Source organism: Serratia marcescens (assembly GCF_029846115.1).
GTDB lineage: Bacteria > Pseudomonadota > Gammaproteobacteria > Enterobacterales > Enterobacteriaceae > Serratia > Serratia marcescens_L.
In genome coordinates this window covers 1392903-1409078 of record NZ_JARVZZ010000001.1, presented here as the reverse complement: position 1 = coordinate 1409078, position 16176 = coordinate 1392903, and the positions used below count along the sequence as shown (strand labels likewise).

14 protein-coding genes are annotated in these 16176 nt (G+C 59.7%); 1 reads left to right on the top strand and 13 read right to left on the bottom strand.

The window, feature by feature from the left end:
• Positions 1–8: 8 nt before the first annotated feature.
• Genes QDT79_RS06500 through QDT79_RS06490 form a run of 3 tightly spaced genes read right to left on the bottom strand, consistent with a single transcriptional unit; the run spans position 9 to position 3255 of the window.
• A complete protein-coding gene (locus QDT79_RS06500; protein ID WP_107226641.1) occupies positions 9–1151 on the bottom strand; it encodes an ABC transporter permease in 1143 nt (380 codons plus the stop codon).
• Positions 1148–2302 (bottom strand): ABC transporter permease, encoded by a 1155-nt coding sequence (locus tag QDT79_RS06495; protein ID WP_060422719.1) that lies wholly within the window; start codon positions 2300–2302, stop codon positions 1148–1150. The genes QDT79_RS06500 and QDT79_RS06495 overlap by 4 nt, the downstream gene beginning before the upstream one ends.
• The gene (locus tag QDT79_RS06490) at positions 2284–3255 is read right to left on the bottom strand and encodes an HlyD family secretion protein (protein WP_049277639.1); all 972 of its coding nucleotides are present in this window, start codon (positions 3253–3255) and stop codon (positions 2284–2286) included. Before QDT79_RS06490 ends, QDT79_RS06495 begins: the two co-directional genes overlap by 19 nt.
• Positions 3256–3485: 230 nt before the next feature.
• Here QDT79_RS06490 and QDT79_RS06485 point away from each other — a divergent pair, with 230 nt between their 5' ends.
• Positions 3486–4499, top strand: coding sequence for a luciferase-like monooxygenase (locus tag QDT79_RS06485; protein ID WP_175089862.1), 1014 nt, complete (start codon positions 3486–3488; stop codon positions 4497–4499).
• Positions 4500–4537: 38 nt separating this feature from the next.
• Here QDT79_RS06485 and yedF read toward each other — a convergent pair whose 3' ends face one another.
• The 10 genes from yedF to infB form a co-directional block, all read right to left on the bottom strand.
• Positions 4538–4777: a sulfurtransferase-like selenium metabolism protein YedF gene (yedF, locus tag QDT79_RS06480; RefSeq protein WP_004933486.1), complete on the bottom strand. Its 240-nt coding sequence runs from the start codon at positions 4775–4777 to the stop codon at positions 4538–4540.
• Positions 4774–5988, bottom strand: a complete 1215-nt coding sequence (gene yedE / locus QDT79_RS06475) for a selenium metabolism membrane protein YedE/FdhT (RefSeq protein WP_107226639.1) — start codon at positions 5986–5988, stop codon at positions 4774–4776. Before yedE ends, yedF begins: the two co-directional genes overlap by 4 nt.
• A 150-nt stretch (positions 5989–6138) precedes the next feature.
• Positions 6139–8076, bottom strand: coding sequence for a DEAD/DEAH family ATP-dependent RNA helicase (locus QDT79_RS06470; RefSeq protein ID WP_063991603.1), 1938 nt, complete (start codon positions 8074–8076; stop codon positions 6139–6141).
• Positions 8066–8140: a protein YrbN gene (gene yrbN, locus QDT79_RS25085; RefSeq protein ID WP_223182019.1), complete on the bottom strand. Its 75-nt coding sequence runs from the start codon at positions 8138–8140 to the stop codon at positions 8066–8068. Before yrbN ends, QDT79_RS06470 begins: the two co-directional genes overlap by 11 nt.
• A gap of 122 nt (positions 8141–8262) precedes the next feature.
• Positions 8263–9147, bottom strand: a complete 885-nt coding sequence (nlpI, locus tag QDT79_RS06465) for a lipoprotein NlpI (protein ID WP_004933495.1) — start codon at positions 9145–9147, stop codon at positions 8263–8265.
• Between the two features lie 128 nt (positions 9148–9275).
• On the bottom strand, positions 9276–11393 hold the full coding sequence (pnp, locus tag QDT79_RS06460; protein ID WP_025305055.1) for a polyribonucleotide nucleotidyltransferase: 2118 nt from the start codon (positions 11391–11393) through the stop codon (positions 9276–9278).
• Between the two features lie 256 nt (positions 11394–11649).
• Positions 11650–11919, bottom strand: coding sequence for a 30S ribosomal protein S15 (gene rpsO / locus QDT79_RS06455; protein ID WP_004933502.1), 270 nt, complete (start codon positions 11917–11919; stop codon positions 11650–11652).
• A 124-nt stretch (positions 11920–12043) separates the two neighbouring features.
• Positions 12044–12988, bottom strand: a complete 945-nt coding sequence (truB, locus tag QDT79_RS06450) for a tRNA pseudouridine(55) synthase TruB (protein ID WP_039567792.1) — start codon at positions 12986–12988, stop codon at positions 12044–12046.
• A complete protein-coding gene (gene rbfA / locus QDT79_RS06445) occupies positions 12988–13398 on the bottom strand; it encodes a 30S ribosome-binding factor RbfA (RefSeq protein WP_004933508.1) in 411 nt (136 codons plus the stop codon). Before rbfA ends, truB begins: the two co-directional genes overlap by 1 nt.
• A 70-nt stretch (positions 13399–13468) precedes the next feature.
• Positions 13469–16156, bottom strand: coding sequence for a translation initiation factor IF-2 (gene infB, locus QDT79_RS06440; protein WP_063991605.1), 2688 nt, complete (start codon positions 16154–16156; stop codon positions 13469–13471).
• Between the last annotated feature and the right edge of the window lie 20 nt (positions 16157–16176).

The window sequence follows — 16176 nt, the reverse complement described above, 5'->3', positions numbered from 1 at the left end:
GTTTTCAATCAATTCGCCCGACGCTTCCTGAACATCCCGCGCAGCGCCACGCTGTTGCGCAAGAAGCCGACGCCAAAGCCCAGCAGGGTGTAGACCACGCCGAGCACCAGCATCATCATCACGTCGCCCCACACTTCGTTCAGCGACAGCCCCATCTGGTTGACGCCGGCGATCGCCTTGGTGCCCCAGGTGGAAGGAATGCTGTACGAGATGGCGCGCACCCAGGCCGGCATCGACTGCAGCGGCCAGATGGTGCCGGACAGGTAGAAGATCGGCGTGGTGATGAACGCCAACGTCAGGTAGATCATTTCGACGCTGCGCAGGCACTCGGTCACCAGCTTGCCCAGCCCCAGTACCGCCAGCAGGAACGGGAAGGTCAGCAGCAGCAGTTCGGCGATGTTCGCCGTCTGCCGATAGCCCAATACCCACGGCCACAGCACGAACAGCACGATCGACAGGAACAGCCAGATCGGCAGCAGCGCCGTCAGCCCGCCGAGGTGCGCCGCCAGCGGCGCCTTGCCGCCGGGCATGCTCTTCATGGCGATGTTGACGCGGATACAGGCGATCAGCAGCGAGTGCTGCAACAGCATCACCAGCAGGCCGGGGAAAATGATCGCCGCGAAGCTGATGCCGGGGTTAAACACGTCCAGCGTTTGCCCCAGTATCGGCGTCAGCAGTATCTGCGCCTGCCGTTCGCTGAAGCCGCTGCGCAGCAGCAGGCCGTTATTGTACTCCGTCAGCAGCTGCTGGTAGGCCGCCACCACGTCCTGTTGGATCTGGCCGTTGGCCAGGCGGTTGGTGGCATCGCCGTACACCGGCACCACGATGTTCTGCCCGCTGAGGATCTTCTTCTCCAGATCCACCGGCATGATGATCACCGCAAACAGCTTGCGCCAACTGAGATCGCGCTGCGCCTGCTCCAGGCTGTCGTAGGTTTCAATCGCGATCTTGGAGGTGGCGTCCAGCTGGCGGATCAGCTGCCGGCTGGCGGTGCTGTGATCCTGATCGACCACCCCCACCGGCAGATCCCACACCGTGCGATTGGCGTACACCATGCTCATGATGCACAGCGACAGGATCAGCATCAGCCACACCGGCCGCTCGAGCATGCCGAGCAGCACCTTAACGAAGGTTTGCCAATAGAGCTTCATCCGGCGTTCCCCTCTTTTGCCAGCCGCGCCGGCAGGCGATTACGCACCAGCAGCGCGGCCACCAGCGGATAGACCGCCAGCAGCGCACACACGCTGAAGATGGCGCTGGCGTGCACCTGCCGCAGGAACACGTCGAACATCGCGTACAGCGCGTGGGTCAGCGGCTCGATGTTGGAAATGATACGCGCCGGCAGCGGCATCGACAGCTCAGGCACCGCCATGCCGGAGAAGGTCATCGCGATACTGACCAAAATACCGATCAGGCTGTAAGCGGTGATAGTGCTGCCGGTAAAGGTATACAGCAGCAGGCCGATGCTCTGCGCCGCCATCACGTAAAACAGGCCGATCATCAGCATAAACAGCGGATTGCCGCTGACGCGGGCGTCAAAGATGCCCACCAGCGCCGCGATCTCCACCATCAGCAGGGTGGTGAAACACAGCGTGTAAGGCGCCAGCTTGCCGAGCAGCGCCAGGCTGAACGGCTTGGCCTGCAGCAGCGACTTGCTGCGCGCCAGCACGTAGATCATGCAGGTCACCGCGAACAGCTGCAGCAAATGGATGGTGGCGGCGAACTGCTGGTAATAGATATAGCTGCCGCTGGCGTTGAACAGGCTGCCGTAGGAGAGCGTCACGTCCGCCAAGGGCGGCAGCGTTTTGCCCATCTCGGTGGCGATGATGCTGCGGGTGCTGGCGTTGATTTCGTTCATCAGGCCGCCAAAGTCCTGGGTGGAGTACAGCCCGGCGCCGTAGAACAGCGCATTGTAGTACATCACCACGCTCGGCTGTTTGCCCGACAGCGCGTTGGCCTCAAAGTCCGGCGGGATGTACAGCAACGCGTAATCCTGTGCGCTGCGCAGGCGGCTCAGCGACTCCGGCAGCCCACCGCCGTAGGCCTCGACGTGGGCGTGCGACCCGGCGTCCAGCCGCCGCGTCAGCGATTTGGAGAGCGGGCTATGATCGCTGTCCACCACCGAGACCGGCAGATCGAGCAGCGTGCCTTCGGAGAAGTTGCTGCTGATCAGCCCAAACAGGATCAGCGGAAAGATCCAGCTCAGCCAGTGCACTACCGGGCTGCGAAAGGCGACGCGGCACTCTTTATCGAACGCGTGACTGAAGCAGCGCCAGCCGGCCCTTACTCTTTCCATTGCCATAAGGTGCTCATCCCCGGACGCAGGCCGTCCACCGGCTGTGACGGATACAGGCGCACTTCGAAGGTTTTCAGGTCGAAGTCGCCGGTGGCGCGGGTGGCGCGTTTGGTGGCGTAATCCCCCAGCGGCGCGATGTAGCGCACCTCGGTGTCGATCATTTTATCCTTCAGCGCCGGCACCCGCAGCTTGACCTTGTCACCTTTGCGCACGTGGGCCAGGATGTCTTCGCGCAGGTTAAACACGAAATAGGCATCCGGTACCCGGATCAGCGTCACCAGCGGGCTGCCGGCGTTCAGCAGCTCGCCCACTTCGGCCGGAATCGGCCCCACTTCGCCGTCCACCGGCGCTTTCACCTGCAGATCGTCGCTCTGCGCCTGGATCTGCAGCAGGTTCTCTTCCGCCGCCCGCAGCGCCGCCGCATATTGCTGCCGCTGCTCGACGCGGTCGCCGTTAATGCCTTCATCCAGGTTAGCCTTGGCGGCCTGCACCTGCTGGAAAGCGGTGTCGCGCGCCCGGCGCGAAGCGTCCAGCTCGGACTTCGAGATATAGCCCTTGCCGGCCACGCTCAGATTGCGGTTGTAGTCGTTTTGCGCATTGCGGTACTGCGCCTCGGCCTGCGCCAGGTTGGCGCGCAGGTTGCGGATGCTCTCTTCACGGGTGCCGTGCAGCGACAGCTCAAGCTGCGCCTTGGCCTCGTCGCGCGTGGCCTGCGCGGAACGCAGCTGCGCCATCAGTTCGGGGCTGTCGAGCTGGATAATCAGCTGGCCGCTTTTCACGTCGTCGCCGCGTTCAATCAGGCGTTCAACCACCCGGCCTTTCGCCTTGGAAGCGACGATCACTTCGGGGGCATCCACTTCACCCTGCAGTAACAGATCCTGATTGTGTGCGCGGAACAAGATCGCCAATGCGATCGCCACCATCATCAGCAACAGGGTAAACAGCGTCTTTTTTTTCATTATGTCGGCTCCCGGAACGGTAAGCGGCGGGCGGGGATCATCATTTCCATGTCTCAAATTGCTCCAAAAAACACCATTGCTCTCATGAGGATATCACAAGCACATATCTCCTCTTTTATAACTATAAATTGGATTATGCTTTTAACACTAAAAAGCATCATTTTCGGCTTTTTGGTATGCAGACTCCTGCAATCGCCCTTTAAGCGATCCACTCTCTGATGGACGATGTCATGACTGAAAACACTGCCGTACCGCTGTCGGTACTGGATTTATCGCCAATCCCGCAAGGGGCCAAAGCGCGCGACGCTTTCCACTGTTCGCTGGATTTGGCGCAGCATGCCGAACGCTGGGGCTACCGGCGCTACTGGCTGGCCGAGCATCACAACATGACCGGCATCGGCAGTGCCGCCACCTCGGTGCTGCTGGGCTATCTGGCCGCCGGCACCCAGAGCATTCGCCTCGGCTCCGGCGGCGTGATGCTGCCGAACCATGCGCCGCTGGTGATCGCCGAGCAGTTCGGTACGCTGGAGTCGCTCTATCCCGGCCGCATCGATCTGGGGCTGGGCCGCGCGCCCGGCACCGATCAGCGCACTATGATGGCGCTGCGCCGCCACCTGTCCGGCGATGTGGATACCTTCCCGCGCGACGTGCAGGAGCTGCAAAACTACTTCTGCGACGCGCAGCCCGGTCAGCCGGTGCAGGCGGTGCCGGGCCAGGGGCTGCACGTGCCGCTCTGGCTGCTCGGCTCCAGCCTCTACAGCGCGCAGCTGGCGGCGCAGCTCGGCCTGCCGTTCGCCTTCGCCTCGCACTTCGCCCCGGATATGCTGTTCCAGGCGCTCCAGCTGTACCGCGAGAACTTCAAACCGTCCAAACAGCTGGCACAGCCGCACGCCATGGTGTGCGTCAACGTGATCGCCGCCGACAGCGATAGCGATGCGCGCTTCCTGTTCAGCTCGATGCAGCAGCAGTTCATCAACCTGCGCCGCGGTTCGCCCGGCCCGCTGCCGCCGCCGGTGGATAACATCCACGCGCTGTGGACCGCCGGTGAGCAATACGGCGTCGAGCAGGCACTACGGATGTCGATCGTCGGCGATGAAAAAACCGTGCGCCACGGGCTGCAAACGCTGCTGCGTGAAACCGATGCCGACGAGATCATGGTCAACGGCCAGATCTTCGATCATCAGGCGCGGCTGCGTTCGTTCGAGATTGTCGCCGGGGTGCAAGGCGACATCGTGAAGGGATAAAACGCGAAAAGGCGGTGGGGAGCTCCACCGCCTCGGCGTTAACGCTGGATCAGATAGCGGATGGTCGGCCCGTCCTGCTGGATATCCAGCACCTTATAGCCGTGGTTGCGCGCGTCGAGCGGAATGTTGTTGATCGACTGCGGACAATCGCTGATCACCTCCAGGATTTCCCCCGGCTTCAGCTGCGGCATCGCCTCCAGCGTCGCCACCGCCGGGTACGGGCAAGGCTCGCCCAGCATGTCCAGCCGGTAGTCCGGCACTATCGTCGTCTCTTTCATGGCAGGCTCCTCAAATTCACCACCTGCGCCTCAGGCCGGGCGCGGAAAAAGCGTTTCTCCCACCACAGCATGGCGGCGAAAGTCAGCGCCAGCAGCAGGTAGGTCACCAGCAGGCCGCCGATCGGGCCGAAGGTGTCGAGCAGGTTTATCTTGTCGTAGTCGGTCGCCAGCGCCGGCGCCAGATCGTCCCAGTAATAGGCCAGCAGCGTGGCGCCGATGATGTTGCCCAGCCCCACCCACCAGTAGTGCACCTGCCCTTCCACCGCGCGGTACATCCAGCCGGTCTCGCAACCGCCGGCCAGCACGATGCCGAAGCCGAACAGCAAGCCGCCCAGCACCGCATTCGGGCCGGCCCACATGATCTTCGGCGCCACGCCGAGCTGCACATAGCTGAATATGCCGATGGCGCTCACCGCCATGCCGATGATGATGGCTTTCGCCATGTGGGTGCGGCCGGTGATCCACAGATCGCGGAACGCCGAGGTGAAGCAGATCTGCGCGCGTTCGATCAGCAGACCGAAGCCGATGCCGAACAGCATGGCGATGCCGAGCTTCGGCGCATCGAACAGCGTCCACAGCGACCAGGCCACCGCCAGGCCGAAGACCGCCATGCCCAGACGGAAGCGGCGGCGCGCCTGCTCAGGCTTCTGCGTCAGCGGCGCGGCGGCCTTCACCTTTTGCAATTTGACCGGGATGCGGAACATTGGCAGCAGCGTGAATTTAGCGCCGAAGTACGAACCTGCAGCGGTCGCCAGCGCGAAGAACCAGGCGTGCAGCGAAAACTGAGGAATACCGGTGAAAAACGCCGCCAGGTTGCACCCCATCGCCAGGCGCGCGCCGAAACCGGCGATGATGCCGCCCAGCAGCGCCTGCACGATACGAATGCGGTGCTGCGGCTGGCGCAGCTTGATGTTGTTGGCCCACAGCGCGGCAGCGATGCAGCCGGCGAACATGCCGATGATCATGCGACCGTCGATGCGCTCCAGCGGCGTGCCCTGCAGGCCGATAACCTTGAAATAGCCCCACTGCTCGGGGTGCAGGCCGAACCACTGCAGCACATGGCCGCCCCAGCGGGTGAACTCGCCGGTCACCGCCCAGAAGGTGCCGGTCATGCCGAAGTAGTAGGTAGAAAGGATCCCGGCGGCGATCACCGCCGGCAGCGGCGCCCAAAAGCGCACCAGGTATTGAGATTTGAACTGCTGCCAACTCATGGCATCTCCCGTGCATATCATCCGTAAGAAAAAACCTTATGAATGATACGCCATTCAGGGACGTTTGACGGCAACTTTCAGGCATAAAAAAACCAGCCCGCAGGCTGGTTTTTCAGAGCGCTTCATTCATCGCGAACGATGCGTCGGCAATTACGCGTCGCCGAAACGACGACGAGGTGCAGCAGGTGCTGCGTCATCACGGCGTGGTGCCGGCTTGCCGTCACGGTTGAAGTTACCGCCACGACGCTCGCCGCCGTTACCGCCTTCACGACGTTCGCCGAAGGAACGACGTGGGCCGCCTTCGCGACGTTCGCCGTTGAACGGACGACCGTTACCGTTGCCGCGACGCTCGCCACCGTTGCCACCGTCACGACGCTCGCGACGTTCGAACGGCTGTGCATCGCCCAGCAGCTGCATGTTCATCGGCTTGTTCAGGATGCGAGTGCGAGTGAAGTGATTCAGGATCTCGCCCGGCATGCCTTTTGGCAGCTCGATGGTGGAGTGGGAAGCGAACAGCTTGATGTTACCGATGTAACGGCTGCTGATGTCGCCTTCGTTAGCGATCGCGCCAACGATGTGACGGACTTCTACGCCATCGTCACGGCCCACTTCGATGCGGTACAGCTGCATTTCGCCAACGTCACGACGTTCGCGACGCGGACGGTCGCCGTCACGGCTATCGCGGCTGTCGCGACGGTCGCCACGATCACCGCGACGATCGTCACGGTCGTTGAACTCGCGGCGCTGGCGCGGTTTGAAGACCGGATCCGGCGGCAGGATCAGCGGACGTTCGCCCTGTGCCATTTTCAGCAGCGCGGCGGCCAGGGTTTCCATATCCAGCTCTTCTTCCGGCTGCAGTTTGGTCAGCAGTGCGCGGTACAGATCCAGATCGCTGCTTTCCAGCTGCTGCTGAACTTTCGCGGCGAACTTGGCCAGACGACGCTCGCCCAGCAGTTCTGCGTTCGGCAGTTCCACTTCCGGGATGGTCAGCTTCATGGTGCGTTCGATGTTGCGCAGCAGGCGGCGTTCGCGGTTTTCCACGAACAGCAGCGCGCGGCCGGCGCGGCCCGCACGACCGGTACGGCCGATACGGTGAACGTAAGACTCGGAGTCCATCGGGATGTCGTAGTTAACAACCAGGCTGATGCGCTCAACGTCCAGGCCACGGGCCGCAACGTCGGTCGCGATCAGGATATCCAGACGACCGTCTTTCAGGCGCTCCAGGGTCTGCTCACGCAGCGCCTGGTTCATGTCGCCGTTCAGCGCGGCGCTGCTGTAACCACTGCGCTCCAGCGCTTCGGCCACTTCCAGGGTCGCGTTCTTGGTACGGACGAAGATGATCGCCGCGTCAAAGTCTTCAGCTTCCAGGAAACGCACCAGCGCTTCGTTTTTACGCATGCCATACACCGACCAGTAGCTCTGGCTGATGTCCGGACGGGTGGTCACGCTGGACTGGATGCGCACTTCCTGCGGCTCTTTCATGAAGCGGCGGGTGATGCGACGGATCGCTTCCGGCATGGTGGCGGAGAACAGCGCGGTCTGATGTTCAGCCGGGATCTCAGCCATGATGGTTTCTACGTCTTCGATAAAGCCCATGCGCAGCATTTCGTCGGCTTCATCCAGCACCAGACCGCTCAGGTTAGAGAGGTTCAGGGTGCCGCGCTTCAGGTGGTCCAGCAGACGGCCTGGGGTACCCACAACGATTTGCGGGCCCTGACGCAGAGCGCGCAGCTGCACGTCGTAACGCTGGCCGCCGTAAAGGGCTACCACGTTGACGCCGTTCATGTGTTTGGAGAAATCGGTCATCGCTTCGGCAACCTGAACCGCCAGTTCGCGGGTCGGTGCCAGCACCAGGATCTGAGGTGCTTTCAGGTCTGCCTGCAGGTTGTGCAGCAGCGGCAGCGAGAACGCTGCAGTTTTACCACTACCGGTCTGTGCCATGCCCAGCACGTCGCGGCCGTTCAACAGGTGAGGAATACACTCAGCCTGGATCGGAGATGGTTTTTCATAGCCCAGATCGTTCAGGGCGGAAATGATTGGAGCAGACAGCCCCAGATCAGCAAAAGAGGTTTCAAACTCAGTCGTCATGTACACGTGCCTCATTAATAATGGCAGCCAGTCTACATAACTCGTCGAGAAAATTTTCAGTCATTTTCATTGAAAAGTGTGAACCGGCTCAAATTAGATTATAAAACGAACAAAAAAGCCCTCGCCCGTTAAGGCGATAACTTTGGTTAAAAACCAATGTTCATCAGGCTGATTGGTGTTCGTCAGCTATTGCTGGTCCGATTCCGATAGGTCGTCTTGCTCTTGGCCCAAAAGCGCCAATTCCAACAATGCATAGCGGTGCTCAACGAAGTTATGAACGTTGTTAGACACCGTCAGTTTGAACAGCGCCGAAGCGGTGTCCTTGTCCCCCAGACTCAGGTAGTGTTTACCCAAATAGAAGTCAGTTTCACTGAGATGCTCAGCGAGCGAAGTGTTATCCGTTGCATCTGCCTTGAGGCGTTCCATCAGCGTTTTTTCGCTGATCTTGCCCAGGTAGAATTCGACAATATTCCATCCCCATTGCCCTCTGTCCGCTTTGTCATAGCGCTGCTGAAGCGCTACCTCGGCCTTCTTGGGATCGATTTCTCGCTCCACCAGATACAGCCATAACGAACGGAAGGGATCGTTTGGGTCGTCTTGATAAAACGCCTGCAGATCATCCTGCGCCAACGGGAAGCGGCCGCCATAATACAGTGCGATGCCCCGGTTTAAACGCGCGTAATTGTAAGTTGGATCAAGCTCTAGTACAGAATCAAACGCTTCATAGGCAGCATCAAAATTGCCTGCCTGCGTTAAGTAAATGCCCAGGTAGTTGAAAACTTCCGGCATGTCGGGACGTATCGCCAGCGCCTGCGAGAAATCATTGCGCGCTAATGCACGTAACCCGAGGCTATCATACAGCACACCGCGCTCATATAAAAGCTGTGCGCGTTCGTCGTCCGTCAGTGCCCGACTGGCAAGAATTTGTTCCATGCGCGCCAGGATCACTTCCTGCTGCAACGTAGGCTGCAACGGGATTGCCAAAACTTCGTCTTTACGCCAATCATGGTTGCTGCATCCTGCCAGCATGAGTGCTGTCGCAACGTAACACCAGCGCAAGAAAGGCTTCATTTCCCACTCCCGAAGACAAACATTGGATGAACGTCCTGTCCTCCGTTTGCTAATACGCGGGCATCCTACCCGCGCGATACGAACAGCTCCCAACCCCGTGGCGGGGAGCTGTAAAACTATCTATACAGTTATTCTGCTTCAGGCGCAGGTGAACCCGCTTCTGGCGCCATCGCTTCTTTGATGCTCAGACGCACGCGGCCCTGACGGTCAACTTCCAGTACCTTAACCGGCACTTCCTGACCCATCTGCAGATAGTCGGTCACTTTCTCGACGCGCTTGTCGGCGATCTGAGAAATGTGTACCAGACCTTCTTTACCACCGCCGATGGCGACGAATGCGCCGAAATCAACGATACGGGTCACTTTACCCTGGTAGATACGGCCCACTTCGATCTCTGCCGTGATCTCTTCGATACGACGGATAGCGAATTTCGCCTTCTCACCGTCGGTCGCAGCGATTTTAACTGTACCATCATCTTCGATTTCGATGGTAGTGCCAGTCTCTTCGGTCAGCGCGCGGATAACGGAACCGCCCTTACCGATCACGTCTTTGATTTTATCCGGGTTGATGCGGATAGTATGAATACGCGGTGCGAATTCGGAGATATCGCCGCGCGGGGAGCTGATAGCCTGTTCCATCACGCCCAGGATGTGCAGACGCGCGCCCTTGGCCTGGTTCAGAGCCACCTGCATGATTTCGCGGGTGATGCCTTCGATTTTAATGTCCATCTGCAGCGCGGTGATACCGTCGCGGCTACCGGCCACTTTAAAGTCCATGTCACCCAGGTGATCTTCGTCACCCAGAATGTCTGACAGAACCACAAAGTTATCGGCTTCTTTCACCAGGCCCATCGCGATACCCGCAACGGCAGCCTTGATTGGCACACCGGCGTCCATCAGCGCCAGAGACGCGCCGCACACGGAAGCCATGGAAGAAGAACCGTTGGATTCGGTGATTTCAGACACTACGCGAACTGTGTACGGGAAATCTTCCGGTTTAGGCATCATAGCCAATACGCCGCGTTTCGCCAGGCGACCGTGACCGATTTCACGACGCTTAGGAGAACCGACCATGCCGGTTTCGCCTACGGAGTACGGAGGGAAGTTGTAGTGGAACAGGAAGCTGTCGGTCTTCTCGCCCATCAGCTCGTCCAGGTTCTGCGCGTCGCGCGCGGTGCCCAGGGTCGCGGTAACCAGCGCCTGAGTTTCACCACGGGTGAACAGCGCGGAACCGTGGGTGCGCGGCAGTACGCCGGTGCGCACGTCCAGGCCACGGATCATGTCTTTTTCACGGCCGTCGATACGCGGCTCGCCACGCAGTACGCGGCTACGCACCACGTTCTTCTCGACGTTGCCCAGGATATCCTGGATTTCGCCGGCGTCCAGCGTTTCGTCCTGCGCCAGCAGGGTTTCAACAACGCTGTCTTTGATCGCGTCAACCTGAGCGTAACGCTCTTGTTTTTCGGTGATGTGGTAAGCGTCGCCCAGGCGAGCTTCAGCCAGTTCAGCCACGCGCGCGTGCAGCGCTTCGTTGACCGCTGGGGCCTGCCAATCCCACTTCGGCTTACCGGCTTCGGCAACCAGGGAGTTGATGTTTTCAATAACCACTTGCTGCTGGTCGTGGCCGAACACCACGGCGCCCAGCATCTGATCTTCGCTCAGCACTTCCGCTTCGGATTCAACCATCAGCACCGCGCCGGCAGTACCGGCAACCACCAGGTCCAGACGGCTTTCTTTCAGCTCGTCAGTCGTCGGGTTCAGCACGTACTGATCGTTGATGTAACCTACGCGCGCTGCGCCGATCGGGCCGTTGAACGGAATGCCGGACAGGCTCAGGGCGGCAGAGGCGCCGATCATCGCAACGATGTCCGGGTTCACCTGCGGGTTAACGGAAACCACGGTCGCGATCACCTGAACTTCGTTCAGGAAGCTGTCCGGGAACAGTGGGCGGATCGGACGGTCAATCAGACGGGAAGTCAGCGTCTCGCCTTCGCTCGGACGGCCTTCGCGACGGAAGAAGCTGCCTGGGATACGGCCGGCGGCGTAAGTACGCTCTTGGTAGTTAACGGTCAGCGGGAAGAAGCTCTGGCCCGGTTTGGCTTTTTTCTGGCCAACGACGGTAACGAATACGGCGGTGTCATCCATGCTCACCATAACGGCGGCGGTGGCCTGACGAGCCATCATACCGGTTTCGATGGTGACGGTATGCTGGCCATACTGGAATTTGCGAATGATCGGTGTCAGCAAAATTATATCCTTGATTAGCGGCGCGCAATCGCATTGACGACTCGACACGCCTGTGACTCGATTTGCCTTCTCACTACATCCTCGCGACTAATGACAATCCTTATCTCAGGCGGGAGATAAAGCCTCTCATTAGCCGCGCGAACCTCTGTAACGGAAGAACCTGTTTGGAAACATCAGTAATACATTAACCTGATTTGCTTATGCTTCCTAGAAGAAAGGGGCCAAAATAGGCCCCTTTCCACTGAAACTTGCTAGATTAGCGACGCAGACCCAGACGCTCGATCAGGCTGGTGTAACGTGCTACATCTTTACGCTTCAGGTAGTCCAGCAGCTTACGACGCTGAGAAACCATACGCAGCAGACCACGACGGCTGTGGTGATCTTTTTTGTGCTCGGAGAAGTGGCCTTGCAGATGGTTGATCTGCGCAGTCAGCAGGGCAACCTGAACTTCGGTAGAACCGCTGTCGTTAGTACCACGACCGAAATCAGCTACGATTTGAGCTTTAGCTTCAACACTTAGAGACATTGTAATACTCCAGATTATAGATAATAAAAACAGGCGCCGATCTCTAATTCAGCAACCCAATGCATAAGCTGCGCCATTCTACTCTTAGCGCAGTGCGATCGCAAGGCGACGCAGTGCCCCGCCGTCAGTCGAAATGCTCGACCACCAGGCGGCGCGGCGCCACGCGACCATCCTCGGCGATGTCGCCAACGCCGATGAATTTTCGCTCTTCACCCTCGGTGATGCGCACCAGGCCGGAAGCCGGCGCGCCGGCCACTTGCACCGGTTGCCCCTGCTTGACGTAGCCCGCTACCACCGGCAGCAAATTCACTTCCGGATAGTTCTCAACCGGGCTGTCCATCGGCATCAGCAGCGGATCGAGCAGCTCGCCGGGCGCGATCGCCTGTTCCTGCGCCTGCGCCAGCAAGGCGTTCAGCTGTTCCAGCGTCACCATGCGCGCGATCGGGTAAGTCGCCACCTGCAGGCGGCGCAGATAGATCACGTGCGCGCCGCAGCCCAGCAGCTCGCCGAGATCGTCGGTGATGGTGCGGATGTAGGTGCCTTTCGAGCAGTGGATCTCCAGCTCCAGCTCATCCCCTTCCCAGCGGATAAACTGCAGCTCGTACACCGTGATGCTGCGCGCTTCGCGCGGCACTTCAATGCCCTGGCGCGCATACTCGTAGAGTTTCTTGCCCTGGTATTTCAGCGCCGAATACATCGACGGCACCTGCTGGATATCACCGCGGAAGGTGTCCAGCGCCGCATCGAGCTGCGCCTGAGTGAAATTCACCGGGCGCTCCTGCACGATCTGGCCGTCGGCGTCGGAGGTATCGGTACGCTGCCCCAGCTTGGCGATCACCCGATAACGCTTGTCGGAATCGAGCAGGTATTGCGAAAACTTGGTTGCTTCGCCCAGGCAGATAGGCAGCATGCCGGTCGCCAACGGATCGAGCGCGCCGGTATGGCCCGCCCGGTTGGCGTTGTACAGGCGTTTTACTTTTTGCAGCGCATCGTTGGACGACAAGCCCTGTGGCTTGTCCAGCAACAGCACGCCGTGGATATCACGGCCGCGGCGACGAGGGCGACTCATTAATCCTCCTTGTCATCGCCTGAGGCGGAACGGCGCTCGGCGTCGTTCTTCACCACGTTGGTCACCAGGTTGGACATGCGCATGCCTTCCACCAGGGAGTTGTCGTAGGCGAAGGTCAACTCCGGCACCACGCGCAGGCGCATCGCTTTGCCCAGCAGGGTGCGGATGTAACCGGAAGCGTCCTGCAACGCTTTAATGCCGTTGGTGACCAGATCCGGATCGTGGTTCTCGGTCAGCACGTTCAGGAAGGTGACGTAAACCTTGGCATACGCCAGGTCACGGGACACTTCCACGCCGGAAACGGTCGCCATGCCGACGCGCGGATCTTTCACTTCACGCTGCAGAATGATCGCAATCTCTTTCTGCATCTCTTGCGCCACGCGTTGACCGCGGCTGAATTCTTTTGCCATTTTGGATTCTCCAGACAAATCGGGGGGCACAAAGGCCCCCCGTAAACAGATATAAGCAGATGTGCAATCGTTAAGCGATGGTGCGTTGGATCTCAATGATTTCGAACACTTCGATCATGTCGCCGACGCGCACGTCGTTATAGTTCTTAACGCCGATACCACATTCCATGCCGTTACGGACTTCGTTAACGTCATCCTTGAAGCGGCGCAGGGATTCCAGCTCGCCTTCATAGATAACCACGTTGTCGCGCAGTACACGGATTGGGTTGTGACGCTTGATGGTCCCTTCGGTAACCATACAGCCGGCGATAGCACCGAACTTAGGCGATTTGAACACGTCGCGCACTTCGGCCAGGCCGATGATCTGCTGCTTGTATTCCGGCGCCAGCATACCGCTCATCGCCTGCTTCACTTCGTCGATCAGGTTATAGATCACGGAGTAGTAACGCAGATCCAGGCTTTCCGCTTCGATTACGCGGCGCGCAGAAGCGTCGGCACGCACGTTGAAGCCCAGGATGATGGCGTTGGATGCCGCAGCCAGCGTCGCGTCGGTTTCGGTGATACCACCTACGCCGGAGCCGACAATCTTCACCTTCACTTCGTCGGTGGAGAGTTTCAGCAGCGAGTCGCTGATCGCTTCGCAAGAACCCTGTACGTCGGACTTCAGTACGATGTTCAGCTCGGACACTTCGCCGTCGGTCATGTTGGCGAACATGTTTTCCAGCTTGGACTTCTGCTGACGCGCCAGTTTGACTTCGCGGAATTTGCCCTGACGGTACAGCGCCACTTCACGCGCTTTCTTCTCATCACGCACCACGGTCGCTTCGTCACCCGCTGCAGGCACGCTGGACAGACCCAGGATTTCCACAGGGATAGACGGACCGGCGGAGGTCACGTCACGGCCCAATTCGTCGCGCATCGCACGCACACGGCCGTATTCGAAGCCGCACAGAACGATATCGCCCTTGTTCAGCGTACCTTCCTGAACCAGCACGGTAGCCACAGGGCCACGGCCTTTATCCAGGAAGGACTCGATCACCACGCCGCTCGCCATGCCGCTGCGAACTGCTTTCAGTTCCAGAACTTCGGCCTGCAGCAGGATAGCCTGCAGCAGCTCGTCGATACCGGTACCGGCTTTCGCGGACACGTGGACGAACTGCGCTTCGCCGCCCCACTCTTCCGGCATAACGCCGTACTGAGACAGTTCCTGCTTAACGCGGTCCGGATCGGCTTCCGGCTTGTCGATTTTGTTCACCGCAACCACCAACGGCACCTGCGCCGCTTTCGCGTGCTGGATAGCTTCGATGGTCTGTGGCATCACGCCGTCGTCGGCCGCCACCACCAGAACCACGATGTCAGTCGCCTGAGCACCGCGAGCACGCATCGAGGTAAACGCGGCGTGGCCCGGAGTATCCAGGAAGGTGATCATGCCGTTCTCGGTTTCTACGTGGTAGGCACCGATGTGCTGGGTAATGCCGCCGGCTTCGCCCGCCGCCACTTTGGTGGAGCGGATGTAGTCCAGCAGAGAGGTTTTACCGTGGTCAACGTGGCCCATGATGGTCACGACCGGCGCGCGCGGCTCGGCCGCAGCGCCCGTATCACGGTCGCTCATCAGCGCTTCTTCCAGCTCGTTTTCACGGCGCAGGATAACTTTGTGCCCCATCTCTTCGGCAACCAGCTGTGCGGTTTCCTGGTCGATAACCTGGTTGATGGTGGCCATGGCGCCCAGCTTCATCATCACTTTGATGACCTGAGAACCTTTTACCGCCATCTTGTTGGCCAGCTCGGCCACGGTGATGGTTTCGCCGATCACCACGTCACGGTTAACCACCTGCGCCGGCTTGTTGAAGCCCTGCTGCAGAGCGCTAGGCTTGCGTTTGCCTTTACCGCCACGGGTAACGGCACGCGCCTCTTCACGATCCGCTTTGGATTCGGACAGCTTGTTGCCTTTCTTCTGCTTGGTGGCTTTGCCGCCGCGGGTGCGGCTGCGACGATCGCCTTCAACTTTGGCGTCGTTTTCGTCTTCAGCGGCACGGGCGTGCTGAGAGGTGGTCACGTGATAGTCGGCGCTTTCAACCGCGGCGCTTGCCGCGTCTGCCTGGGCCCACTTCTCGCCGTTCTCTTCGGCCATGCGGCGGGCTTCTTCCGCCACGCGCTTGGCTTCCTCTTCAACCTTGCGGCGCACTTCCTCTTCCGCTTTGCGTTTCAGTTCCGCGGCTTCGGCTTCACGGCGTGCTTTTTCCGCCTGAGCTGGCTTGGTCATTTCGTCGGTATGTTGATTGGTCACTTTTTCTTTTTCCGCTGAATTACGCTTAGCAATCTCCGCGGCCTCACGTTTGGCTTGCTCTTCGGCTGCGCGCTTCGCTTCCGCTTCGCGTTTTACGAGCTCTTCCGCTTCGCGCCGTGCCTGCTCTTCCGCTTCACGCTGTGCCTGCTCTGCCGCTTCAGCCAACTGGGCTTCCTGCGTATCGCGATTTACATAAGTGCGTTTCTTGCGGACCTCAATTTGCACCGATTTACTTTTACCGCCGGTGCTCGGGATATTCAAGGTGCTGCGCGTTTTGCGCTGCAAAGTGAGTTTACCCGGCGCGCTGCCGTGTTCACGGTTCAGGTGCGCCAGCAATGTTTCTTTTTCTTGCTGGGTAACAGAGTCCGACTCGGACTTGTTGATCCCTGCATCAGCAAACTGCTGTACCAGGCGATCAACCGGAGTCTGAATCTCTGCTGCCAGCGATTTTACGGTTACATCTGTCGTCATGCTGTTCCTTCCTGCTACAG